The sequence below is a fragment of the Sulfolobales archaeon genome, assembly GCA_038897115.1.
Classification (GTDB): Archaea; Thermoproteota; Thermoprotei_A; order Sulfolobales; family AG1; genus AG1.
Window position 1 is genome coordinate 1 of the sequence record JAWAXC010000011.1, and the last position, 22,422, is coordinate 22,422.

Annotated in this window: 26 protein-coding genes; 15 read left to right on the forward strand and 11 right to left on the reverse strand. The window is 44.6% G+C overall.

Translation table 11 applies throughout. The features are described 5' to 3' along the window. A partial coding sequence (locus QXE01_02700; GenBank protein MEM4970144.1) for an NCS2 family permease occupies nucleotides 1-641 on the forward strand: 641 nt, incomplete at its 5' end. A gap of 9 nt (nucleotides 642-650) precedes the next feature. Here QXE01_02700 and QXE01_02705 read toward each other — a convergent pair. Genes QXE01_02705 through QXE01_02715 form a run of 3 tightly spaced genes read right to left on the reverse strand, consistent with a single transcriptional unit; the run spans nucleotide 651 to nucleotide 2,378 of the window. After that, nucleotides 651-1,457 carry a carbon-nitrogen hydrolase family protein gene (locus tag QXE01_02705; GenBank protein MEM4970145.1) on the reverse strand — a complete coding sequence of 269 codons (807 nt, stop codon included), beginning with the start codon at nucleotides 1,455-1,457 and terminating at the stop codon, nucleotides 651-653. Continuing rightward, nucleotides 1,454-2,095, reverse strand: a complete 642-nt coding sequence (locus tag QXE01_02710; protein MEM4970146.1) for a hypothetical protein — start codon at nucleotides 2,093-2,095, stop codon at nucleotides 1,454-1,456. Before QXE01_02710 ends, QXE01_02705 begins: the two co-directional genes overlap by 4 nt. 34 nt (nucleotides 2,096-2,129) lie before the next feature. Further along, nucleotides 2,130-2,378, reverse strand: coding sequence for a hypothetical protein (locus QXE01_02715; GenBank protein MEM4970147.1), 249 nt, complete (start codon nucleotides 2,376-2,378; stop codon nucleotides 2,130-2,132). A 180-nt stretch (nucleotides 2,379-2,558) separates the two neighbouring features. Between QXE01_02715 and QXE01_02720 the strand changes: the two genes are divergently transcribed. Beyond that, the gene (locus tag QXE01_02720; protein MEM4970148.1) at nucleotides 2,559-2,909 is read left to right on the forward strand and encodes a 4Fe-4S dicluster domain-containing protein; all 351 of its coding nucleotides are present in this window, start codon (nucleotides 2,559-2,561) and stop codon (nucleotides 2,907-2,909) included. 65 nt (nucleotides 2,910-2,974) lie between these two features. On the opposite strand, the gene QXE01_02725 is transcribed toward QXE01_02720, so the two are convergent. The 3 genes from QXE01_02725 to QXE01_02735 form a co-directional block, all read right to left on the reverse strand. Continuing rightward, nucleotides 2,975-3,124, reverse strand: a complete 150-nt coding sequence (locus QXE01_02725; GenBank protein ID MEM4970149.1) for a DUF5679 domain-containing protein — start codon at nucleotides 3,122-3,124, stop codon at nucleotides 2,975-2,977. A 285-nt stretch (nucleotides 3,125-3,409) separates the two neighbouring features. Continuing rightward, nucleotides 3,410-4,045, reverse strand: a complete 636-nt coding sequence (locus QXE01_02730; GenBank protein MEM4970150.1) for a helix-turn-helix domain-containing protein — start codon at nucleotides 4,043-4,045, stop codon at nucleotides 3,410-3,412. A 128-nt stretch (nucleotides 4,046-4,173) separates the two neighbouring features. After that, nucleotides 4,174-4,299 carry a hypothetical protein gene (locus tag QXE01_02735; GenBank protein ID MEM4970151.1) on the reverse strand — a complete coding sequence of 42 codons (126 nt, stop codon included), beginning with the start codon at nucleotides 4,297-4,299 and terminating at the stop codon, nucleotides 4,174-4,176. A 627-nt stretch (nucleotides 4,300-4,926) separates the two neighbouring features. On the opposite strand from QXE01_02735, the gene QXE01_02740 reads away from it, so the two are divergent. The 3 genes from QXE01_02740 to QXE01_02750 are packed head-to-tail and all read left to right on the forward strand — an operon-like array spanning nucleotide 4,927 to nucleotide 8,433. Continuing rightward, on the forward strand, nucleotides 4,927-6,366 hold the full coding sequence (locus QXE01_02740; protein MEM4970152.1) for a TldD/PmbA family protein: 1,440 nt from the start codon (nucleotides 4,927-4,929) through the stop codon (nucleotides 6,364-6,366). Continuing rightward, a complete protein-coding gene (locus QXE01_02745; protein MEM4970153.1) occupies nucleotides 6,359-7,687 on the forward strand; it encodes a TldD/PmbA family protein in 1,329 nt (442 codons plus the stop codon). The genes QXE01_02740 and QXE01_02745 overlap by 8 nt, the downstream gene beginning before the upstream one ends. 5 nt (nucleotides 7,688-7,692) lie before the next feature. Beyond that, complete coding sequence (locus tag QXE01_02750; protein ID MEM4970154.1) at nucleotides 7,693-8,433, forward strand: TatD family hydrolase; 741 nt, start codon at nucleotides 7,693-7,695, stop codon at nucleotides 8,431-8,433. Nucleotides 8,434-8,538: 105 nt separating this feature from the next. Here the strand turns inward: QXE01_02750 and QXE01_02755 are convergent, their stop codons facing one another. Together QXE01_02755 and QXE01_02760 are read right to left on the reverse strand one after the other, a co-directional pair. After that, nucleotides 8,539-9,288 carry a hypothetical protein gene (locus QXE01_02755; GenBank protein ID MEM4970155.1) on the reverse strand — a complete coding sequence of 250 codons (750 nt, stop codon included), beginning with the start codon at nucleotides 9,286-9,288 and terminating at the stop codon, nucleotides 8,539-8,541. Between the two features lie 88 nt (nucleotides 9,289-9,376). Continuing rightward, nucleotides 9,377-9,973: a GNAT family N-acetyltransferase gene (locus tag QXE01_02760; GenBank protein MEM4970156.1), complete on the reverse strand. Its 597-nt coding sequence runs from the start codon at nucleotides 9,971-9,973 to the stop codon at nucleotides 9,377-9,379. 646 nt (nucleotides 9,974-10,619) lie between these two features. Here QXE01_02760 and QXE01_02765 point away from each other — a divergent pair. The 8 genes from QXE01_02765 (at nucleotide 10,620) to QXE01_02800 (ending at nucleotide 17,613) form a co-directional block, all read left to right on the forward strand. Beyond that, nucleotides 10,620-10,871 (forward strand): AbrB/MazE/SpoVT family DNA-binding domain-containing protein, encoded by a 252-nt coding sequence (locus QXE01_02765; GenBank protein ID MEM4970157.1) that lies wholly within the window; start codon nucleotides 10,620-10,622, stop codon nucleotides 10,869-10,871. Continuing rightward, the gene (locus QXE01_02770) at nucleotides 10,837-11,301 is read left to right on the forward strand and encodes a PIN domain-containing protein (GenBank protein MEM4970158.1); all 465 of its coding nucleotides are present in this window, start codon (nucleotides 10,837-10,839) and stop codon (nucleotides 11,299-11,301) included. Before QXE01_02765 ends, QXE01_02770 begins: the two co-directional genes overlap by 35 nt. A 454-nt stretch (nucleotides 11,302-11,755) precedes the next feature. Next, nucleotides 11,756-12,325 (forward strand): hypothetical protein, encoded by a 570-nt coding sequence (locus tag QXE01_02775; protein ID MEM4970159.1) that lies wholly within the window; start codon nucleotides 11,756-11,758, stop codon nucleotides 12,323-12,325. A 549-nt stretch (nucleotides 12,326-12,874) separates the two neighbouring features. After that, nucleotides 12,875-13,378, forward strand: coding sequence for a nucleotidyltransferase domain-containing protein (locus QXE01_02780; GenBank protein ID MEM4970160.1), 504 nt, complete (start codon nucleotides 12,875-12,877; stop codon nucleotides 13,376-13,378). Next, nucleotides 13,371-13,808, forward strand: a complete 438-nt coding sequence (locus QXE01_02785) for a HEPN domain-containing protein (protein MEM4970161.1) — start codon at nucleotides 13,371-13,373, stop codon at nucleotides 13,806-13,808. Before QXE01_02780 ends, QXE01_02785 begins: the two co-directional genes overlap by 8 nt. Before the next feature lie 313 nt (nucleotides 13,809-14,121). Next, nucleotides 14,122-15,402, forward strand: coding sequence for a transposase (locus QXE01_02790; protein MEM4970162.1), 1,281 nt, complete (start codon nucleotides 14,122-14,124; stop codon nucleotides 15,400-15,402). A 179-nt stretch (nucleotides 15,403-15,581) separates the two neighbouring features. Further along, nucleotides 15,582-16,112 carry a hypothetical protein gene (locus QXE01_02795; protein MEM4970163.1) on the forward strand — a complete coding sequence of 177 codons (531 nt, stop codon included), beginning with the start codon at nucleotides 15,582-15,584 and terminating at the stop codon, nucleotides 16,110-16,112. Nucleotides 16,113-16,434: 322 nt separating this feature from the next. Next, nucleotides 16,435-17,613: a hypothetical protein gene (locus QXE01_02800; GenBank protein ID MEM4970164.1), complete on the forward strand. Its 1,179-nt coding sequence runs from the start codon at nucleotides 16,435-16,437 to the stop codon at nucleotides 17,611-17,613. A 331-nt stretch (nucleotides 17,614-17,944) separates the two neighbouring features. Here QXE01_02800 and QXE01_02805 read toward each other — a convergent pair whose 3' ends face one another. Then, on the reverse strand, nucleotides 17,945-18,298 hold the full coding sequence (locus QXE01_02805; GenBank protein MEM4970165.1) for a hypothetical protein: 354 nt from the start codon (nucleotides 18,296-18,298) through the stop codon (nucleotides 17,945-17,947). A gap of 166 nt (nucleotides 18,299-18,464) precedes the next feature. Next, the gene (locus tag QXE01_02810; GenBank protein MEM4970166.1) at nucleotides 18,465-19,784 is read right to left on the reverse strand and encodes an FAD-dependent oxidoreductase; all 1,320 of its coding nucleotides are present in this window, start codon (nucleotides 19,782-19,784) and stop codon (nucleotides 18,465-18,467) included. Nucleotides 19,785-19,926: 142 nt separating this feature from the next. Between QXE01_02810 and QXE01_02815 the strand changes: the two genes are divergently transcribed. After that, nucleotides 19,927-21,096 carry an amidohydrolase family protein gene (locus tag QXE01_02815; GenBank protein MEM4970167.1) on the forward strand — a complete coding sequence of 390 codons (1,170 nt, stop codon included), beginning with the start codon at nucleotides 19,927-19,929 and terminating at the stop codon, nucleotides 21,094-21,096. A 53-nt stretch (nucleotides 21,097-21,149) separates the two neighbouring features. Further along, nucleotides 21,150-21,656 carry a hypothetical protein gene (locus QXE01_02820; protein ID MEM4970168.1) on the forward strand — a complete coding sequence of 169 codons (507 nt, stop codon included), beginning with the start codon at nucleotides 21,150-21,152 and terminating at the stop codon, nucleotides 21,654-21,656. 64 nt (nucleotides 21,657-21,720) lie between these two features. Here the strand turns inward: QXE01_02820 and QXE01_02825 are convergent, their stop codons facing one another. Beyond that, a complete protein-coding gene (locus QXE01_02825) occupies nucleotides 21,721-22,416 on the reverse strand; it encodes a chlorite dismutase family protein (protein MEM4970169.1) in 696 nt (231 codons plus the stop codon). Nucleotides 22,417-22,422: the final 6 nt, after the last annotated feature.

Below are 22,422 nucleotides of genomic sequence, written 5' to 3' on the forward strand. Positions count from 1 at the left end.
TAATCCCCGTATTCCCCACAGCCTTGAGGGCATATATAGAGTTGATAGCACTTGCATTCCCAGTAGCATTCTCACTATTCCTAGTAGAGTTCTTCGATGGAATAGGAACAATATCTGGTCTAGCCACTAAAGCAGGGTTGGTGAATGGGAGGGGCAGGCCTATTAATATCGAGAAAGCCCTATACACAGATGCCACAGCAACAGTCGTTGGAGCTCTGGCTGGGACAACAACAACTGTTATCTACATAGAATCCGCCTCAGGTATAGAGGCTGGGGGTAGGACGGGGCTGACAGCCCTTGTAACAGGGCTTCTATTCCTAGCATTCCTCCCAATAGCCCCTCTAGCAGCATCTATACCAGGCTTTGCCACAGCACCTGTGCTGATCCTTGTTGGTCTCATGTTTATGAGCGTTATAAGGAAGATAGATCTTGAAGATCTCACAGAGGCTATACCGAGCTTCATGGCCATCATAGCCATACCCCTAACCTATAGCATAGCAACAGGGATCGGGCTTGCATTCATAACATATACCCTTGTTAAGCTTCTAAGCGGTAGGCTGAGGGATATAACCCCTGCCACTGTTGTTATAACAGCTATATTCATAATATACTTCCTAATGCTCCCAGCCCTTCATCAATAAAAACCTTTTTTATCGATCACCCCTGGATCTCTCTAATATAATTCTATATATCTCTTGGAGAGAGCCCCTTATATCATCGAGATATCTCCACCTAGCCCTCACCCTATCCACCTCCCCAAGATCTATTGATGTCTCGAAAACACCTTCTCCACCCCCTACCTCAAACAAGATCCTACCCTGGGGATCTGCTACGAAGCTACCCCCCATAACATCCCTGCCATCTACATACTTAGTATTGGTTGCATTAACATGGATGAAGAAGACTGTGTTTTCAGATGCTCTAGAAGCTCCTAAAGCCCTCCAGAGATAGGATCTGTTTGATGGTATTATGCTTGGGTTGACAATAACATGTGATCCTGCTAGAGAGGCGATCCTAACTACCTCGGGATACATAGCATCAACACAGATCACAGAGGCTATTGAATACCCATATATAGTATTAAGCACAGCTGGAGGGCCTCCCGGGAGGACCCTGCTTCTCTCACCTGTAGCAGCGCTTGGAAATAGCTTTCCCCCAACAGCTATTGAGCCGGCTCTATCGATTATAGCTGATTTAGATGCTATAGAGTCTCCAACATCTATATATGCCGATCCTGCTACAAACACCTTTGCCCCAGAGATATCTAGGATCTCTTTTGAGAGATCTATATATCTCTCCATAGATATCGGTGCTCTGCCAAGCCAGTTCTCATAGATCGAGATGATCTCTGGGGAGGAGGCTGTAGATGCTATCTCCCTAACCCTTTTAAAGTTCTCCATAGCATCACCAGCTATCCTGGATTGGATGATCGATACCCTCAAGATCCTCTGGCTCATATGTTTTCAAACCCTCCCATAGGCTGGATCATGCCCTTGGATATCGTTATTATCCCCATGCTAACAAGATCCTCTAGGATCTTCCTCGCCTCCGCCCTATCGATCCCAAGCTCCCTCACAAGTATGTTAATGGCATCGAGAAATCTAAAGGATCCATATGTGTTGAACGCCTCAACGATCTTTTGATATGCAGCAACATGCTTAGACGGTATCCTAGCCTCTCTAACACCCTCCTCACCAACATGTATATACCCAACCCTCCCATCCAATGTCTCAACTATATAGTTACCCACACCATATCCCATAGGTCTTAGAACAACAACATAGAATCCTCTGGATATTAGGATAGCCCTTCCACCATCTGTGTAGATCCCAACAACCTTGCTAGGGAATCTTTTTCCAGCGATGCTTGTCCAAGGAGCATATACTATATCCGGCTCTCCACAGCTGACATGGATCCTACTAAGGTCTTCCCTAGATACGCTCTTGCTAGATAAGATAGACTCCTCCCTCAACCCCCATAGATCCTCTATACATATTGATTGATAACCCCTTCTAAATAGCCTCGATATGTGGAGCCCCATTATAGTTGCTAGAACAAACCTATTTCTAGATATGAAGGCCGCTCTCCTCCTCATAGAATCCTCTAGAATCTCCAGCGGGTTCAAAGGATCACCTTCTCATCATAGCGATATATAGAATGGAAAGGGCTATGAGGAGAATTGGAGATGTATAGATCTCTATAGAGCCCACCCTCCAACCAACTATTAAAAGGGTTTTAAGAGGCTCTGGAACCCCGAGACCCCTTATAATAGATGCTATCTGTGGGCCAAAGAGAAGGGCGAGACCTATTATAAGGATTACCGCCCCCAGTATTATCAGCATTATCCCCGGTACCTGTGTCTCGGGAGTGCTGAGCATATAGCCCCCAATATATTTATGATACGCTTCTATAATAGCTTCTCTATACCTTCATATAGCCCTTGGCTCTACTGAAAACCTCTGATCCTAGATCTCCCTCTATTTAGATCGCCATAAACACCTAACCTTTTAGGTTTATACCCTAATATCCCTGGAAAAATAGTATATACGGTGCATATCTTGGGAGAAGCAGTGCCCCATGGCGAGGCTTTGAGGAAGTACCAGAGAATCGTGATAGATATGGATATATGTATAAGCTGTGGAGCATGTGTAGCAGTATGCCCTGTCCAAGCCCTCGAGCTGGATCAGAATGCAAAGGCAAGGCTTATATGGGAGAAATGTATTGATGACTTCAGCTGCGTTAAAGTCTGCCCAGTGAACTGTATATGGCCATCCTCCGAGGCTCCACAGCAGTCTAAGGAGAAGAGTGGTTGGTATAGATTTGGCAGGGAGCTAGAGGATATCGAGAGGAAGATCTTTGAGGAGTGGAAGAGCAAATACGGAATCACGGGTGCGCCAGCCGAGCTATAATAATAGAAACAAATTTTGTATATAAAAAATAATTTTATATTATTTTTCCATAGATTTTAGCGGGTTTACTTAGCCCTACCAGTTATAACATAGACCTTTGTTCCACAGTTCGGACATGTCCCTACTATAGCCTTGGCCTTGTTCTTCAGCACAGTCTCTGTTGGGTTCTTCAGCTCAACCTTCTTCCTGCACTTTAGACAGAAGCCCTGTGGCATCTTCTCTCACCGTGTACTCATTACGTAAGGTGAAATTTAAATATTTACCCCCTGGAATCGGGGTAAATCTATTTCTAAAGTACTGTGGGGATTCCGAAGTGTGTGGCAAAAGGGTTTTCATATTACAGCTTGTGATAAAAAGCATATTATTCACTTTATGGGGTTCTCTATATATGTTTTAGAGATCTACCACAGCTAAACAAAGATCCATATGATCGTGATACAACCGTATTACAGCTAGGAGCCTCAAACCTTGAGGGGAAAAGGGATTATGGCGGTGTATCTCTACTCCTCCAGGAGTAGACCCATGTCAGCTAGATATTTCCTAACTATCTTCTTAATAGCCCTCCTAATTATATCTCTAAGGGATGTAGCCCTTATACCCATCATACTCGCCATCTCAGATAAAGAGATCTTCCTCGGTGTATCGAAATAACCCTTCTTATATGCGAATAGAAGCACCTCAAGCTGCCTCGGCGTTAGCTCGCCAGCCTCTATATGCTCAGCCCTCTTCAGAACAACTGGTTGGAGCCCTGCAGATGCCAGGGACTTTATAATATCCCTGAGGGCCCCCAGCCCTGGGACTAATAGTCTATAGCTCATCTCATAGCTGGAAAGGGGGATCCCCTCAACCACAACACAGTCCTCCTTGCTGAGGAGGGAGCATGATGAGCAGCTCCTAGCCCTAACCCAGAGTGTATTGTTCCCCAAGATCCTTACAATCCTAATACCCTTTCTAAGAAGCTGTGACTTGACCTCCTCAGGATCCCCGCTAACGATTCTAAGCATATGGCTCGACATAGTCCTACCAGGGCTAACCCTGACCATCCTTATATCCCAATCCATAGATGCAATAGCATTCGTCACATCACAATCCCTCCTAACAACCTTCACCCACACGTCGAGAAGGGTGGATGACATAATAGCCACTCATATATAATACATAGCGAAATATATATTGAACAACAGATCAGAGCTTAAATATAGAAGCAAGAGATACTCCAAACCATATCAAAGCCGAGCTCCTCCCCTTTCAATTCTATAGTAGATCACTGATCTCTCGCCTGGTTTAGTCCTGGGCCGGGTCTCCGGCCCATTACCCCTATCCCCTCCCGGGGACTCGGGGATATGGCTGTTAGCCCCCATCCATGTTCATCCGGGGGCCTGGTTGCCATGCTTAACCACCTCATCATCTAACCTAGTGCTAACATCAAAGATTATAAGCATAAGCAACATCCCCGCCCTAAAGGACAAGGCTTTCAGTTGTAACAACAACATAGTCTTAGCTATAATTAGAGTTTGAGTTCTATAGAGTAGATTAGATATGAGGCTGTCTCTAATTTAATAATGAATTATAAAACCATTTAGCAGAAAGCCCATTAAGAGGTATGCCCCCTCGATGATTCGCATTGCTTTGAGAAGAGGTGGGAGAGTAAAGATAATAAAGATACAGCTAAGACTAGCAAGGATAAGCAATGGCTTGATCCTAGATAGATTGGTTTGAAGTATCTATCCACAGATGGGAGGGGAGTGGTGTTCCCCTCGACAGAGCCCCATGAGGTGTGGATAAAGCTATTGAACCAACACCAAGGGCTAACTCCTCTCACGGTACTTCTGGCTATTTTAAAATATTTTTAGTTCCGTGAGAGGGGAAATACTTCGGTTATGTAGTTCTTTTTCTAGGGTTTTTATACATTAATATGGTCTTATCGCTTTTAGATCTACTCTGAATAAGGGTTATCTCTGGGGTAGCACATGTTATATATCTTTATATTTTCTTTTCAATAGTTAGTGGTGAGCTCTTGGAGGAGTTGGTTCTCTATGCTGTTGAGTATGCAAGAAACCTAGGGGCTTCCTATGCCGAGGCTAGATATCATAGGCGGGAGCTTAGGAGTGTAACCATGAGGGGGGATAGGATTATAGGTATTGGCTCCAGGGTTTCAGAGGGTATTGGTATAAGGGTTCTCTATGAGGGTTCCATGGCATTCGCAGCTACTGGGAGGCTGGATAGGGAGGGGGTTAGATCTGCTGTTGAAAGGGCTATATCTAATGCTAGATCCTTCTCAAGCCTTGTTAAGAACAGAATGTCGTTGTCTCGTGAGAGGTTTGGGAGGGCCTCCTACGAGGTTAGGGTTTTAAAGCCTTTTGAGAACCTAGCGATAGGCGATAGGGTTCCATATCTAAAGGATCTCTATAGGGCTGTGCAGGGCTCTCTAAGAGAGGCTAGGCTATCAACATTTATAGCCAACTATAGCGAGGAGATCGAGGAGAAGATCGTGATCAACAGCGATGGAGCATATATAAGGAGCAAAATCCCAAGGGTAGAGGGGTTTATAAATATAGTTATATCATACCCTGGGAGGGGATCTATGAGTAAGTGGTATGAGATAGCAGCATCCAAAGGGCTTGAGCTCCTAGAGGAGGAGATAGCCTCGAATAAGATCTCTAACATGGCTAGGAATATGGAGGAAACCCTTATAAGGGGTGTATCCCCTCCAAAGGAGAAGATAGATGTAGTTATAGGCCCAGAGCTTGTGGGGCTCATGATGCACGAGGGGGTTGGGCATCCCCTAGAGGCGGATAGAGTTCTTGGGAGGGAGGCTGCACAGGCTGGTGAGAGCTATGTTAAGCCAGAGATGGTTGGTAGGGCAAGGCTTGGGGGGAGGTATGCAAATGTTATAGACGATCCAACTATACCTGGTTCAAGCGGCTTTTACCTATACGATGACGAGGGGGTTCCCGCAAGACCGAAGATCCTATATAGGGAGGGGGTTGTGACAGAGCTTCTACATAATAGGGAGACAGCGGCGAGGATGGGTGTTAACAGCAACGGATCCTCGAGATCTATGGATTACGCCTCAGAACCAATTGTGAGGATGAGCAACACATACCTAGCCCCAGGCGATATGGAGTTTGAGGAGCTTATAGAGGATATAGAGCTCGGCGTATATATAAAGAATAATATGGAGTGGAATATAGATGATACTAGGTGGCAGCATAGATACATAGGGTTAGAGGCATTTATGATAGAGAAGGGGGAGCTGGGAAAACCTGTTAGAAACCCCGTGCTAGAGATAACCACAGGTGATTTCCTCAGCAGCATAGTCGGAGTGGATAAAAACCTCGAGTTCTTCCCAGGAACATGTGGTAAGGGGGAGCCCTCACAGGGTGTGCCTGTGTGGATGGGGGGTCCTAACGTGAGGATCTCAAAGATCTACCTGGGTGTGGCCCCAGTTGAGTGACCCAATATATATAGGTGAGAGGATACTCAGAGCAGCTGAAGCCTCTGGTTTCCAGGAGTGCGCTGTATTGCTGACAAGCACAGATAGATCTATGGTTAAGATTGCAAATAGCCAGCCAAGCGTTGTCCAGAGCTGGAGGGCATATAACGCCTCAATATATGTTGCAAGGGGTGAGAGGATCGCCCAGGCATCCTTTGACACATGGGATCTTGACGAGATATCTAGGAGAATCTCTATGCTATCTGGGAGCATAGATCAGCTAGAAAGATCCATGCTATATGCTCCACTACCAGACCCAGATCCGAGGGCACAGCCCCTTTCAAAGGCATTTGATGATAAGATTGAGAAGCTGATGGAGGATCCAAGAGATGTTGTTGATATGATGATCAACAGGGCTATTGAAGAGGGTGTTGAAAGGATAGCAGGCATCCTAGACCTGGGGATCAATGTTAGGTGCCTCGTAACATCTAAAGGGTTTAAGGCATGTGAGAAGAGATCCTTCATCGATGCACACCTAAGATCCTTCAAGGGTGAGGGTTCTGGGCACTGGGGATATGGATCTAGGTTCTATGATCCTAAGGAGATAGAGGAGGTAGCAATCAAATCAGCAGAATATGCCAGGCTATCGGCTTCTCAGAGGAGCATTGAGCCAGGCAAATATGATGTGATCCTATCACCAATGGTGTTTGGAGAGCTGCTAGACTCAATTATAAGGGGCTTCACAGGCTTCTCATATCTAGTGGGAACAACATTCCTAGTAAATAGAAAGCTAGGTGATAGGATAGCTAGTGAGGCTCTAACAATAAAGGATTCTCCTCATAGAGAGGATATGATGGGATCAACGGGGTTTGATGATGAAGGGATCTCAACTAGGGAGGTGCCCCTGGTGGAAAGGGGGATCTTCAGATCTCTTCTCCATAACAGCAAAACAGCAAGGGCTATGGGTGTCGAGTCAACAGGCAACGCAGGCTGGATCATGCCGAGGCCTTGGAACATATGTGTTGAGCCAGGTGATAGAGGTGATGAGGAGCTTATAAGGGATCTTAGGAGGGGCTTGATAGCTACTAACAACTGGTATACAAGATACCATAACTTTGTCGAAGGGATATTCTCCACGGTACTACGTGACGCTATATTGATCGTGGATAATGGGGAGATCGTTGGGGCCTCGAGGAGAATGAGGATCGCAGATACAGTTAATAATCTATTAACAAATATAGAGGCTCTAGGTAAGAAGCTTTATAAGGTTAAGTGGTGGGAGATAACAACACCGGTTGAATCACCCTATATACTTGTGAGGGGGGTTAGGATCTCTAGGTGATGCCATTGGAGGCTAGAAACCTCTACGACGCCCACTGCCATCTCCACGAGTTCGGGGATGACGAGGTAGAGGGGTTTGTTAGAAGCGGCTATGTAATCCTTGCTGTGAGCGATGATATGGGATCCTCTCTAAGAACCCTCGAGCTAGCTAGGAGATATAGCTCAAACATAATCCCATGCCTAGGGATCCACCCATGGAATATAGAGAGGGAGGGGTCTGAGAACCTCAGAAAGGTGGTGGATCTTATATACGAGGTGAAACCCAAATGCATTGGTGAGATAGGGCTTGACAGAAGATTCCTCCCAGAATCCCTTTTCGAGAGACAGGTTGAGGCTCTGAGGATCTTCCTAGAGGCATCTAGATCTATAGGAGCTGTGGTGAATATACACGCCGTGGATGCATGGAGAGAAGCCCTTAGAATTATAAGCAGGGAAGGTGTTGAGAAAGCTATATTCCACTGGTACAACGGACCTGAAGATGTGTTAAGAGAGATAGAGGATCTAGGGTATATGGTCTCGATAAACGCAGCAATAAAGATCCAGGAGAAGCATAGGAGAATAGCTGAGAAGGTGAGCATAGATAACATGCTCATAGAAAGCGATGGACCCTATAACTATAGAGGCCTGAGACTCTCGCCCCAAATGCTTAGAGAGACAATCTCCATAATAGCCTCTATCAGGGGTGCTAGGGAGGAGGATATAGCATTTGCTGTGGAGAGGAATTTCAGGAGATACCTCGGAATCTAAATAAGGATCTCTTCTACAGTTAATCTTCCACAGTCAAAACCTCACCCACTAGGATGGGGAGGGGGCTGGGGGTCTTAACAACAGCTATAGATCGATGCTCACGGATTAGAGAGGGGATAGTGTTAGCTTTAAAGAGTCGCATCGCTCCCTGAAGAGCTGTATGAAGCTCTCAGCACTCCTGATCCCCTCCAATATATCCTCATATTTATTGATAATCCTCATGAGATGTTCGTAGCATTCAATTGAAAGAGGAGATCCTAGTTGGATTATGAAGAAACAATTGACGCTAATCACTCCACATGATATCCCCCCGCTGCTTAGTAGCTCGAGACAGCTCTCGAGATCAGGTCTTGAGGGGATACACCCCTCTGGTGGGTGTGTATGTGCAATAGCTATAGCCTCCTCTATCCATGGAACCCTAACCCTGTGTCTCTCCCCCTCCAATATGATCCAACTGCCGCTCTTCAATAGGATAGCCATATATTCTATCCCACCCCTTCTAGCTGTTTCTAGGGCTAGGGGTTTTAATAGATCCAGCATATCCCTTTCAACGAGATCTCCTATAGATCTATAGAGATCCTTGATCCCTGAGCCGTAACCAGCTGATCTAGTAATTCTGATTTTAAAACCCATTATCCCCTCCAACTCCCTCAACCCTTCCTTCAGAATATGCTCAGGCTCGCTACATCTAGAGACATATATATCTATCTCCTTCTCCGACCCTGACAGATCTCTGATATGAGGATCATCACAGCCTAGATCCTCCTCTACATATTCCAACACCTCTAAGGCTCTATAAAGGTGGGAGGCCTCTCTAGATCTTCTAGTTTCTTTCTCAAGATAGAGCTTCCCCATATAGGGATCCCTCGATCTATCTATAGACGCTATATCTCTCCTCAACAATTTCGTAATTAGGAATATATCCTCGGAAACCCTACCTTGATTATATCTTACCCCTAAGATCTAGCCATGGCTTTAAACACGCCGATCTCCACCACCTCTTAGCCACACCACCATTGATATTACATATCTTTGGGAAAACGGGGTCTCCGAAAACGCTTTTCAAAGCCACTATATCGTCTTCATAGCCACATGTCACCATTCTAATAACCTCAGCCACCCCCTTTCCACATCTATCGGAGATCTGATCCCAGCTATATAGCTGGTACCCCATCTCCCCGAACAGCTTGAGAGATGCTTCGTTATCCCCAGATATAGTTGCTAATAAATTCTCTGATCTCATATCGCTTAGCACCTCCTCAGCAGATGCTAGCAAGATCTTACCCAACCCCTTACCCCTATACTCAGGTAGAATAGCTATGTAGTATATAACACCTAGCACACTATACCCAAGATCAACCGTGTATATCACAGACTGCCCCACAGCTCTCCCTCGAAATATGAGATCTAGAACAACGCCTCCATAATCCTTAACAGATCTTGCGAAGTGGTGGTGCCACCTACCCATAGAAGCCCTTATAATATCTAGAGATGAGAAATCCCTATGTATCATAACCTCGATCTCGCCTTCCTCCATCATCACACCGTATTAGAACTCCACCACAGATTCTACAAAAACAGATAATTATATATCTGCAAAACAAAGATAAGTTCCACCAAACCAAAATACTTACAGCTGAAAGCATCGCCCCTCCGGAGCCAGGGTTAGATATTATTAAGTCTCTGAGGAATATCCTTCATCCAGATACTTCTATTGGGAAGAGCTCCCTATTAATAGCTATGTGTTTATATTGCTGCCTTAAATAGAATATATTTGGGGGCGGGGCGGGTCAGAGGTTCAGCCCATCTTCACAGATCTGCTAGCCTGGTATACATCATCCCCGCCCCTCTAACCGCCTTGAGGAGGATTTAGTAAAAAGCCTTGTCCACAATGGCTGGGTAGCTTCAGAGATCAGGGCTATATCTACATAATATCTGAGGTTTTTTGACCTACGCTCTAATATTCATGTTAAGCAGTTGTCTAGGAGATTTCCTGAACAAAGCAGTAACACCGAGATGATCTGATCGATAAGACCTTAGGGTTTCTAGAGATCCTACTGCCCCCCAGCTAACTATAAAGATCCAGAAGACATGGTAAACAGTTCTATCGAGAACTAAGAAGACCTTGTTGATTATATGTCTGAAACTTTAAATAATCTGACCAACTATTATTTCTGGTGCATAGAGTGGGTCTGGCTATTGAGGTGCGTGTTGGTAGGAAGAGAACCATTGTTATCCCCAAGGCTGTTGCTGAGGCCCTTGGAATTGATGAGGGTTCGAAGCTTCTGCTAGAGCTTAGAGATGATCATATCGTGCTTAGGCCTATACCCGATGCGATAACCCTTTCGATTATGGGTGAGAAGATCGCTAGGATAACCCTGGAAGAGCTTGAGGCTACAAGCCTTGAGGAGCAGAAGAGGTATCTCGAAGAGGCCTAGCATTCTTATAGATACATCGTTTCTCCTACCAGCTCTAGGGGTTGAGATTGAGGGTGATACGGAGGTTATAAAGCTGTTTAGAAGGCTTGAAGTATATTATCTTGAGATAGGCTTGCTAGAAGCCATGTGGAAGATACTGAGGATCGTTAGTAGAGAGAAGCTTGAGAGAGTAAGAATAGGGTTAGAGGCTATTAGAAAGAGCTACCGAGTTATAGAACCACCGCCAGAAGCCTATATCAAGGCCATCGAGATATATGATAAAGGACATAGGGACTATATAGATGCTCTACACTATACAACAGCAAGAGCTCTCGGACTATTATTTCTAACAATAGACTTCAAGTTCATAGAATTCTTGAAGAACAATAGCTACCCAGTAGAGGGTGTGGTGATAACTCCTAAAGAGCTAAGAGATAGAAACCTTTATTAAGTTGATTCAACAACAATGATCTACCCAGGTAATGGGGGCTCTGCTCCAAACCCAGGCAGGCCTATCCTACTAAGAACCCCTTGCCACTGGGATCAATAACTATCCACAAACTCACAGAGATATCGAGACCTCTGTGAGCCTTCCAACATGCCTGAAAACGAGCTCGGACAACACAGGACGCTAACATAATAGACAGAGCGGAACTTGAGGCATCCATAAATGTATTGATATGTAAAACTTCTTCACCCCGAGTTATATAATACTTATTCTATTTTAGAGAAGGAACTATAAATGGGCCACCTGGATATCCCGATCCCTGTGAATTAGCTGTTTGTGATGATAAGTCTTGATCTCCTAGATTGGGATCTCTGGATAGGCTTTCACCCCGCCCTGAGGAGGCTATGCTTTAGTTATGAATATTAGTTTTCCTCGTTAATCTTATCTGGTAATATAGTTGGGTGTTGTTGCTGAGGCTATGCTTTCGAGGGTTCTTGAGGAGGCTGTGAATAGGATTGCTAGGAAGGTTGCTGAGGGCAAAAAACTATCAGATCAAGAGATAGTAATACTATATCTAGATATCATAATGAGATCTAATGATAAGAGATTCGAAGCAGTTGACAAGAGATTCGAATCGATTGACAAGAGATTCGAAGCCTTTGAGAAGAGGATTGAGGCTATTGATAAGAGGTTTGAAGCAGTTGACAAGAGATTCGATGATCTAAAGGAATATGTTGACAAGAGGTTCGATGATCTCAAAAGCTATGTGGATAAAAGAATTGATGATCTAAAGAGCTATGTTGACAAGAGGTTTGAAGCAGTTGATAAGAGGTTTGAATCTCTTGAGAAGAGGATTGATGATCTTAAGGATTATGTTGAGAAAAGGTTTGAGGCTATTGATAAGAGGTTTGAATCTCTTGAGAGGAGGGTTGATCTAGTATATAGTGAGGTTTCATCGATAAAGACTGATATTATAAAGATGATGAAGGAGTATATGGAGAGGCTATACGGTGGGAAGAAGGAGTAAGAAGATCTTGAAATATTGAAGGAAACTCTCACCACCTTATGCTCTCGAGTGCCTCTTCCACAATTTTTACCTCTCTATATCTTAGTATGTGATCTAATATCTTGTTCATCATGATCTTAACAACTCGGGTATCTACATCGATAGGGAAGCCATATAGAGGAACATACCAAGGCTGGATAGGTGTGAGACTACCTAAAAGCTAGATCCTTTACATTGATCTATAACTCATAATATATCGAGAATCTAAAAACTCAGATTTATAAGCTGGTGGGGCGGAAACTCGCCTCTGGCGCCACTACAAATGCTTATGATTCATTGTTTTATGCTTCCGCTAGGCTCCACGAAATAGCTATGAAATAATGTCTTCTAATAATATTAGTGCTAAGGGCTGGAATGTTGTCTTCATAGCGGTTCATTTATGTTTCCTAATGCCATCCTTTTCTATGGGTTCATCGATATAGATTGTACTATGCATACTTGCTAATGTCCTTTCATAACTTGTTTTGAATAAGTAAGGGTGTTGGATAGATAAATCATGGTTGTTAAGGGTTGGAGTGCGTATCGATAGACGAGCTTGTTAGGGGATTTGAGAGGGCTTTGGTAGAGTCTTTTCTAAGCGTTTTCGGTGATAGGCTTGTCTCTCTTGTTCTATATGGCTCATATGCTAGGGGGGATTTTAGGGGGGATAGTGATGTAGATCTAATAGTTGTTCTTAATGATGTTATAGATAGATATGCTTTACATCTAGAGCTTGACAGGGTTGAGGAGCTGTTAGCACCTATTCTAAGGTGTTTTAAAAAATATGGATATAACCCTGTTCTATCGCCTATAGTACTTGGCATTGATCAGGCAAGGGATATCCGCCCACTCTACTTAGATGCTGTCTTTGACGTCAAGATCCTATATGATAGGGGTAGCTTCATGTCAAATATCTTCGAGAGGTTGAGGAGGAAGCTCGAGGAATATGGTGCTAGAAGGGTTAGGATAGGTAGGAAATGGGTTACGGTGTTAAAGAATAGCTATCGATTTGGAGAGGTGATAGAGTTTGAATAACATTGATATGGCTAGAGCATATATAGAGGAGGCTGAGAGGAGGATAAGGATAGCTGAGATGATGCTAAGAGAGAAAGCGTATGCATATACCATTAGACAGAGTCAAGAGGCTGTGGAGCTGCTTCTCAAGGCCTCACTAAGGCTTATTGGGATCGAGCCTCCTAAATGGCGTGACGTTGGCCCCGTGCTAATAGAATTCTCAGATAGATTCCCAGAATGGTTTAGAGAGAAAATACTGGAGCTAGCAGCAATATCCCGCTGGCTCAGACGCGAGAGAGAACCATCGATGTATGGTGATGAGGAGCTCGGCCTACCACCTACAAGGCTATATACAGAGCCATATGCTCTTAAGGCAGTTGAAGGAGCAAAGATCGTCTATGTTTATGTGAAAAAGCTTCTAGACAGCTACCTACCTAGCCAACAAAGATAGGAATCCCAATCAAGCTAGTATAGACATCTGTTTAAAACATAGAATGATAAATAGCTAGACGAAGATCACCATTATAATCTAACTAAGACACCATATTGTTTCTAATAGGTCAGAGCCGATGTTAAACATATAGGGATGATCCCACTCCTCTCAACAAACCTTGGGATTACAAACTGAAAGCCTCGTCCTTTAGGGTGGGAATGTTGTTAATGCTTATAAGCTTTGCTCCACAATCCTTTTGGGCCTCGGCGGGCCAACCTCTAATAGCTATAACACCCCTATCTCTATGCCCGCAGGGGCCGAGCGTGATATCTTGATCAGAACGGTGATGCTAAGGCTATTGCCGGATGGGGAGACTGAGGCTAGGCTGAGGAAACTATGTGATATATCTTCAAAGCTCTGGAACGAGATCAACTATGCTAGGAGGAGGCAGTTCTTCGAAACCAAAAAAGTAGATCTTAAGCAAACATATAAGGAGTTCTATGAGAGGTATAAGAAGCTGATTGGATCTGCAACTACACAGCAGGTTCTGAACAAGAACGATGAGGCCTGGAGATCGTTCTTCTCATCTCTGAAGGCTAAGAAGGAGGATAGGCTACCACCATTCATAAAGAAAGTTAATCCACCCGGATATAGGAAGAGGGGGAAGACCAGAATATTATGGACAGTCCTCAGAAATGATCAATATAACATTGATGGCGAATATATCGTGATAAAGGGCTTAGGAGCTATCGGATCTATAAGGGTTAGATATTCAGGTAGAATACATGTTTCCGGGAAACAGGGTAGGGCTGAGATACACTATGATTATGATGATAAGAAATGGTATATTTATGTGTCATACGAGGTTGATAAAAAGGTGATCAGGAATAGTAGCTTTAGAGTGCCTTTAAAGCCCCTCGGAGATAAAGAGGCTGGCATTGATATAGGCATCAATAACCTCTTAGCTGTATATGTTGATGATGGATCTGCTTTATTGGTTAATGGGAGGCCTTTGAAGGCTATTAGCTTCTACTGGAGGGAGAAGATATCAGAGTACCAGAGTACTCTGAATAGATATGGTCTTAGGTCTTCTAAGAGGCTTAGGAGGATGTATAGAAAATGGAGGAAACAGATCAAGAGCTATATAGATTGGGCTGTTAGGAACACAATAGAATGGCTATATAGTGAAGGTGTTAAGAGGATATATGTTGGTCATCCGAAATATGCTTCTCAAGAACCTGGCAAGGGTTCTAAGATCAACTTCGAGATTATCCATATATGGAGCTATGGATATCTATTGAGAAGATTGAGAGAAGTTGCAGAGGAATATGGTATAGAGGTTGAGCATGTAGATGAGGAAAACACATCCAGAACATGCCCAATATGCAGAGCAATAGAGGATCACAAGAGAATATCGAGAGGACTATTCAAATGCTATAAGCATAACATTGTATTCAACGCAGACCTCGTGGGGGCATTCAACATACTAGCTAAGAGTAAAGCCATAACCCCGAGCCCCGCACTATGCGGGGTAGGGGTAACACGCCTAAGACCAGGCGAGAGGCTGAACCGAACAATAGCTCGGGATGTAGCCCAAACCTCCCCACCCTAGGGGGAACCCTCACCCTTCAGGGCGGGGAGGAGGTCAGATATGATTACACATATAAATCCTCTGAGTCCTAGATATGCAGGGCTAAATTTATGAACCTTAATGAGGCTAAAAACCGAGTGAACCTTAATGAAGCTAGGAACCGAGGTATAATCGGTTCTATTTTCGCTATTATAGGTGTGGTGTTATGTATATCTGTTAGCTTCTCCGACGGTTTTCCTGTAATCATCTTAGGATTACTCCAGATAGTATCGGCTCTCTACATTCTGTCACATATCTATGAGGAGAGACGTGTTTTTTGGTACTCCCTTATCTCTGTAACCCTCTATATACCGCCTAGCGTCGTTCTCTTTCTATTTCCCTTACACACATCACTATTCGCCCTTCTCTTCACCCAGCCTAGGGATCTGGAAGTGTTTACTAGCATAGTTAGCTCCTTGGGGGTATACCTAGTTATTGCAGCATCAGTGTCAATAGCTATATCAGGGTTCCTCTGGTATAGAGCTCTCGAGGCGGTATCAACTAGGCTTGGAAAAATTCTCTTCAGATGGAGTGGTCTTATAACTCTAGTAAGCATAATACTGCAGGCCCTCAGCATTATCGAGGTCTACACAAACGCAGGACTCATATCAACACTCATAGCATATTCATATTTAATAGAGTTAGTGGGTTGGATATCATTGATTACAGCATTTTACTCATTTAAACCATAGCCTGCTTAACCTTACGGCTACTATGTTCCAACAATACTCAAGTAGCTTAGGGGCGAGGTGAGATATATTCTCCCTAGAGCTAAAACCATGGGTAGCATGTACTCTCTAACCCTGATCTCTGTAATTATTATGGATGTTCTAGCTAAAGTAAGGTTAAGATAAATAAGTTAAGAGCGAGCCGAGAGGATGCACGATCCTCTGATCTCCTCCCATCCTAGAGGAGGCTTTCAGCTGTAATAGTTGATCGGTGCGCTCTATAACGGTGAAGTGTGGATAAATATAAAAGCCTCTATATTTTTCTAGCGATAGTAATAGGATGTAGTTGAGGATATACCTAGCCTTTATCCTCTTAATGGCATCAGTTGGGCTTCTAGATTCTATCGCATTGTATAGGGCTGCTGCACATCTTAAAGCCGATCCCATATATCTGGGTATAATCAGCTTCATCTGGAGTTTGATCTATATAATCTCCTCTATATTCTTCGGCTATCTAGGTGATAGATATAGGGTGAGGGTTCTAGGAGTTTTATCAGCGTCCTTGCTTATTATCTCTACACTTTATATCCTATTCTCACAGGATCTGTTATCCCTATCTATAGGCTATGCTATTCATTCTGCGGCAACAGCTTCTGGCAGAATCGCTGTGTCGATAGATGTTTTGGAGAATAGTGATAGAGATGCTTGGAGCGGTATCAACCTCCTCCTTAGAGGGGTTTTCTGGGTTTTCCGAGCAGCCCTTATATACATAACGATAGGAGCTGGATATAGCCCGGGGGTAGTGATTGTTATTGCAATCCTAGCGTCAACAATGCTAACAATGATTCAGGATCCTTTGATTCCTAGCAGAAGATTCCTATATAGGCTAGGAGATACATTAGATAGATATTATAGCATATCCCTTTTAAGAGGATTGATAATATCTTCACTACTAGATGCTAGCAGTAGAGGCATATATAATAGGCTGAACAGGATCTGGAGTGCGAGGATGCCCAGCCCAGCTCTACTAGCTATTTCATCAGCCCTTTTAACAGCATCGGCCGAGATGATCTTGACACCGGCACCCTCTATACTATCCTCGAGCCTGGGCTCTCGAGGATTATCCCAATACCTAGTCCTCTCACCCATGCTAGTAGGGGTGCTAATGATCATTGGCTGGATAGCTATAGGGATAACAGCTCTGTGGAGCCTATGGCTAGTACTTGCCACAGCACCTATTATAGCGGTTATACTGAACATAGTAGATCTATATAGCACTGCGATAATCTATATACTAGCCATATATATGCTATCATATAACATGCTAGAGATAGGCATCTTCAACAGCTATTCAAACACAACCTCGGGATATAACATGGGTGGATACCAAGCTATAAGAGAGGTTGGGGGCCTTGTAGGAGGGATCTTCTCAGGCTATGTAGCTACATATCTCGGCTATCTAGCATCCCTCTCTATAGGCCTATCCCTAGTGATTCTATCAGCTATTATTAGATATACTGCGTAGCATTAACCAACATCCTACCGAATATGGCTTTCCATAGATCTGACGGCTCCCCGCCTTTGATGGGCGGGGTTCTTCCCCCACTGGGGCGTCCCTCATGGTTTAGGCACCCCTCACGGGGGCGGCATCATCGCCTTGGCTCAGGGCCCGCCGTCAGCTGCGGGCAGTGCGTGGCTCCTAGCCTGCTAGGCTCGCCACGCACCAACTCCAAGCATTATCATGTAGCAGAGAGTTTATAAGCCTACCGCTCCCCACCTTAAAAGGCGAGGCTTCTAACCTTTGGTGAGGAAATATAGAAAGATCCCATATCTAATATGAAAAACCATATAAATATCTATTTCCTGCTAGTGCTAGACAGCATTAATATAGATATAACACCCAACGCTAGTAGAAGCACAGCCACAGGCACATGTGCCTCCCAGAGGGGCTGTAGCGTGCCGATTGGCGATATAATGCTTCTAGAGATCCTCCCAGAGTAGACAAGGGATACAATGGCAATTATATATAGCCCTGCCCTCAAACCTCTAACACTTAGGAGTAGTCCGAGGGCTAGGAGGAAAGCTATAGCTAGGTTCTCTAGAAGGAGGAAGGGTGGAAGGGGAGTTAAAAAGCCTATTCCCAAGAAGCCTATGATCAGAAGGGATGCGAGGATATATAGGGAAAACTTATGTAGCCTCCCCACAGGCATTGCAGAGCTTCCTAGAAATACTAGTCATAAGCATAGCTATATATTATAAGTCCCTCCCCACCCTAAAAGGCGGGGTTTGCCAGTTGTTTTGCCAAGGAGAGGCAGAAGAGATAGGCCTAGGATTAAGAGGAGGTTGTCTATATGGTATGGAGATCTTATGGGATGTTTAGAGCGGAATTTCATCCCAGTTCAATAGCCTTACTAGATCCCCATGTCTAGGTGTTCTTCTTCTAAAGCCCTCTAGATATCCCTTTTCCTCTGCTAATCTATATATATATGCTGAGAACGCGGGAGCCCCAGTGGCCCCTGGCGAGTTGTAGTTAGCTATATGAATGCTTCTACCCCCCATCAACACTATGGGATCCGATACCAAGCCTTCAGAGCCTATTACCTGGCTTCTTATACCCCCTGGGATCCTCTCTATAAGCATTGAGGGTTTAAGTCTTGGGATGAACCTCGCAACTCTATATGCCATAGCCCTTTTCGATATACTGCTCCTCCACTCGGCAATAGCAAGTGATAGGAACTCTCTGCTATATAGAAGCCTTAGCTTGGGTGTGATGGGTTTTCTAAATAGAAACAACCGGATATCCCTGGGGCTTGTGGCCAGCCCTCTATATGCGTAGGGGCTTAGAACAGGCACCGCGTTTGGGCCGACATCGCTTTGCCAGTTATGCCTCACTATATAATGGGGATCTAGGAATGGGAAGCCCTTATGCCTCGGAACGCTATAGATGTTCCTCCTAATCCTAAGCCCTGAGGAGGGATCTACACGCCAGTAATCACCTCTGAAATATAGCACTGAATATTCTCTTCCAAGGCCTATCTGTTTTGCTAAATCTAGTGATTCGCCGCCGGCAGCGTTGATCATTAGTTTGCTCCTCACACTATAAACCCTATCCCCAGAGGCTATTTGGATCTCTACACCGTCTGTCTCAGATACCCTTATAACCCTGGAGCTGCCGAGGAATCTAGCACCATTAGAGATGCTGAGCTCCACAAGCTTCTTAGCATATGCCCCGTAATCCACAGATGCCTCGCTATTTATTAAAAGGGCCCCCTTACACCTCACCTCAGGCTCTATCCTCGAAACCTCTTCAGACCCTAGAAGCTCCATCTCCCTCCTATCCATACCATTCTCCTCACCCCATCTGATGTACTTATCAAGCTCCGAGAGATCTTCATCCTCAACCGCCACCTTTAGGGTTCCAACCTGGTTCCACGGAAGACCATAGATCCTCGAGAAGGTCTTCCAAAAAACATACGATTCATTCGAGGCCCAGGCGGAGAGCCTCCTCCTCCTAGGATCTAGGTGGAATGGCCTATGTATCACACCGGTATTCCTCGAGCTAGCATGTAGAGCTGGCTCCCGCTCCCTATCTATAATAGCTATTCTAGCATCTAGATATTCTGAGAGCCAGAAGGCTATCGAGGCACCTAGGATCCCTGCGCCAATAACCACTATATCGAAAACCCTCTCACCCAATTAACATCCCTTTCTCTCAATCCTACTTTCAATATCTATAATAGACACTCTAGCCTTAAATAGGTGTTTAAGGAGATATAGGGGTCACAGCACCTTCTAAAGCATATACTATTAAATAACACTATATCTGTGATGGGAGAGATTGAGAATAGCGATATGGGCTGGAGCAGTGGTTAGAGGTGGTGAGCCTGAGATAGTGCGTGAGAGGACAATATTTATTGAGGAGGGGGTTATAGCGGGGATATACAATGGCTATGCGGTGGATAGTAGTGTTGACATGGTTATAGATCTTAGGGAGGGAATAGCCCTCCCACCCCTTGTAAATCTCCACGCCCACACAGCTGACATGGGGTTTATGGAGCTAGCATCTGATCTAGATATAGATAGTATTGTTGGAGAGCCATATGGCGCTAAGTATATAGCTTTGAGGGCTAGGTGGAAGGAGATCCCTAGGTATATATTGAGGTTTCTAGAGACACAGATAGAGGCTGGCGTGGGGTATGTTGCGGACTTCAGAGAAGGGGGTGAGGAGGGTGTTTTACAGGGGCTCGAGGGTAGCAAGGGTTTCGAGGGGGTATATATACCTATGGCTATGCCTCTCAGCATCGGCTCCGAATCGCTTGGAAGAGAGGTCGAGAATCTTCTGAGGATAACAAGGTGGATAGGGGTTTCATCACCCCACTACTATGGAGAGGATCAGCTTAGGGTTATAGATGATATTGCAAAGAGGCTCGGAGGATATATAGCATCGCATATAGCAGAAACCGAGGAGACGAGGGGCGAGGGTGATTATGAGATGATAAGGGGTCTTGAGAGGCTGAGACTAGTGATCCACGGGGTCTATCTAGGCTATGAGGAGCTCTCAGAGCTGGCATCGAGGGACGTGGGCCTCGCTATATGTCCTAGGAGCAACATGTGGTTCTCAAGACCGCCAAGCATTAAGAAGATCCTGGACTCGGGGATCAAATTCGGGATCGGGAGTGATAATGGGGGATGGGTGAAACCAGATCTATGGCGTGATATGGAGGCGCTAATCCTTATAGCAAGGCAGCAGGGGATAGATATAGATCCCATGAGGATTATAAGAGCCGCAACCATAGAGGGGGGAGAGATCCTGGGGTATAGAAACTATATAGAAGAGGGTGTTGAGGCAAATATAATTGGTATTAAATCCCCCTGGATAGATCTTAGATACGTGGCTAACATACCCTATGCCATTATTAAAAGGGGAGGGCCTGAGAGCATTAGAATATCAATTATAGGGGGAAAACCCATTAGGATCGATAAGGAGGTGATATACACACACCGATAGGCTTTATAAAACATGCTTATTAAATAGCTATCAACTATATCTAGGGTCTCTCAATGGCCACACCTCTCCATAGCACACTAGGATCTATAGGATCTATCTTAATAATTCTATTAGGCATTGTAATAGCCCTAGCCGGCAAATCCCTGGCCAAGCTAGTTGCATTCCTCTTAGGAGGCGCAGCTCTAGGAGTGCTGCTATACTACTTAGGAGCCCTTCTCCTTGAAGCCCCGCTCCCGCTGATCATAGGTGTGATCGGCTTTATAATAGGGGGTCTTCTTGGGCTGATATTACTCCCGATAGCCGTGGGCCTAGCCGTGGGTTTGATATTCTTCTCATTAGCACTGCCCCTAGCTGGGGGTTTGCTGATACCGTTACTTGCAGGTCTAATAGGGTTTGTAATAGGTGTTCTACTATCAAACCCCATACTATCTCTAGCAACCGCAGCTCTAGGTGGGTATCTAGTATACATAGGTCTTCTCGGTGTAGGGCTTGAAAGGGTTATAGCTATTATTGGAGGGATAGCAATATTTATTCTAGGCCTCCTTATCCAGCTACGCTAATGACTCTCTACTACGAAAGAATAACAAGGTAGTGTTTCATTGGTTGCGAGTTGTTTTCCAATCATTATGCGATCTTCTCTAGATGCTCTGTTTTAGAACTCAGTATTATGCTAAGAGATTCAGTCGATATATATCTGCCAGTTAGTATTGGCTCCTCTCTCACCACCCATCTTCTATGCTGTGCCTCTCTTAGCTTCTCTACTACTATGTTCCAGGCTTCTAGATCCTCTAGCTCGTAGATCACTAAGAACTCGTTATCATCTAAGCCATAGCTATATGCTGTATAGGATCTGATCTTTTTGCCCATCGATAGAGATCTTGCTTGTGAAGCGTGTTCAACCATGATCTTCTTCCTCTCCTCAAAGGGTAGTAGATACCACTCAGGGGATTTTCTCATGGGATATGCAACGATATATTCATAGGGATCCTTAGAAGCCCTCGCCACATACTCCCTCAAATCCTGGTGTGAGGGGAAATACTGGGATGGCCTGTAGACTGCGAGAAAGCTTAGCACCTCATCGATATAGCCACCATATCTACTCCTCAATGTGCTTCTAAATCTAGCTATAGGCCTAGGTGTTTCTGAGGAAATCCATGCCAAAAGATCCATGCCAGCCCTCAGCGGTAGATATAGATTCATCAGAAGAGCCTCCCTAGATATATCCCTGAGATCTGAGGAGAGAGCCTCAGCGATATCATCTCTAGAGCCTGATAGCCAGAAGCTTCTATGGAATTTCAGAGCCTCTATAAACATATACATAGAACC

What these genes read in the sequence shown, in the direction of transcription:
- QXE01_02705 (MEM4970145.1), bottom strand. Translation starts at nt 1,457, where the DNA reads ATGAGCCAGAGGATCTTGAGGGTATCGATCATCCAATCCAGGATAGCT.
- QXE01_02710 (MEM4970146.1), bottom strand. Translation starts at nt 2,095, where the DNA reads ATGAGGAGGAGAGCGGCCTTCATATCTAGAAATAGGTTTGTTCTAGCA.
- QXE01_02715 (MEM4970147.1), bottom strand. Translation starts at nt 2,378, where the DNA reads ATGCTCAGCACTCCCGAGACACAGGTACCGGGGATAATGCTGATAATA.
- QXE01_02725 (MEM4970149.1), bottom strand. Translation starts at nt 3,124, where the DNA reads ATGCCACAGGGCTTCTGTCTAAAGTGCAGGAAGAAGGTTGAGCTGAAG.
- QXE01_02730 (MEM4970150.1), bottom strand. Translation starts at nt 4,045, where the DNA reads ATGTCATCCACCCTTCTCGACGTGTGGGTGAAGGTTGTTAGGAGGGAT.
- QXE01_02735 (MEM4970151.1), bottom strand. Translation starts at nt 4,299, where the DNA reads ATGGCAACCAGGCCCCCGGATGAACATGGATGGGGGCTAACAGCCATA.
- QXE01_02755 (MEM4970155.1), bottom strand. Translation starts at nt 9,288, where the DNA reads ATGGGGAAGCTCTATCTTGAGAAAGAAACTAGAAGATCTAGAGAGGCC.
- QXE01_02760 (MEM4970156.1), bottom strand. Translation starts at nt 9,973, where the DNA reads ATGATGGAGGAAGGCGAGATCGAGGTTATGATACATAGGGATTTCTCA.
- QXE01_02805 (MEM4970165.1), bottom strand. Translation starts at nt 18,298, where the DNA reads ATGCCTGTGGGGAGGCTACATAAGTTTTCCCTATATATCCTCGCATCC.
- QXE01_02820 (MEM4970168.1), top strand. Translation starts at nt 21,150, where the DNA reads ATGGCCACACCTCTCCATAGCACACTAGGATCTATAGGATCTATCTTA.
- QXE01_02825 (MEM4970169.1), bottom strand. Translation starts at nt 22,416, where the DNA reads ATGTATATGTTTATAGAGGCTCTGAAATTCCATAGAAGCTTCTGGCTA.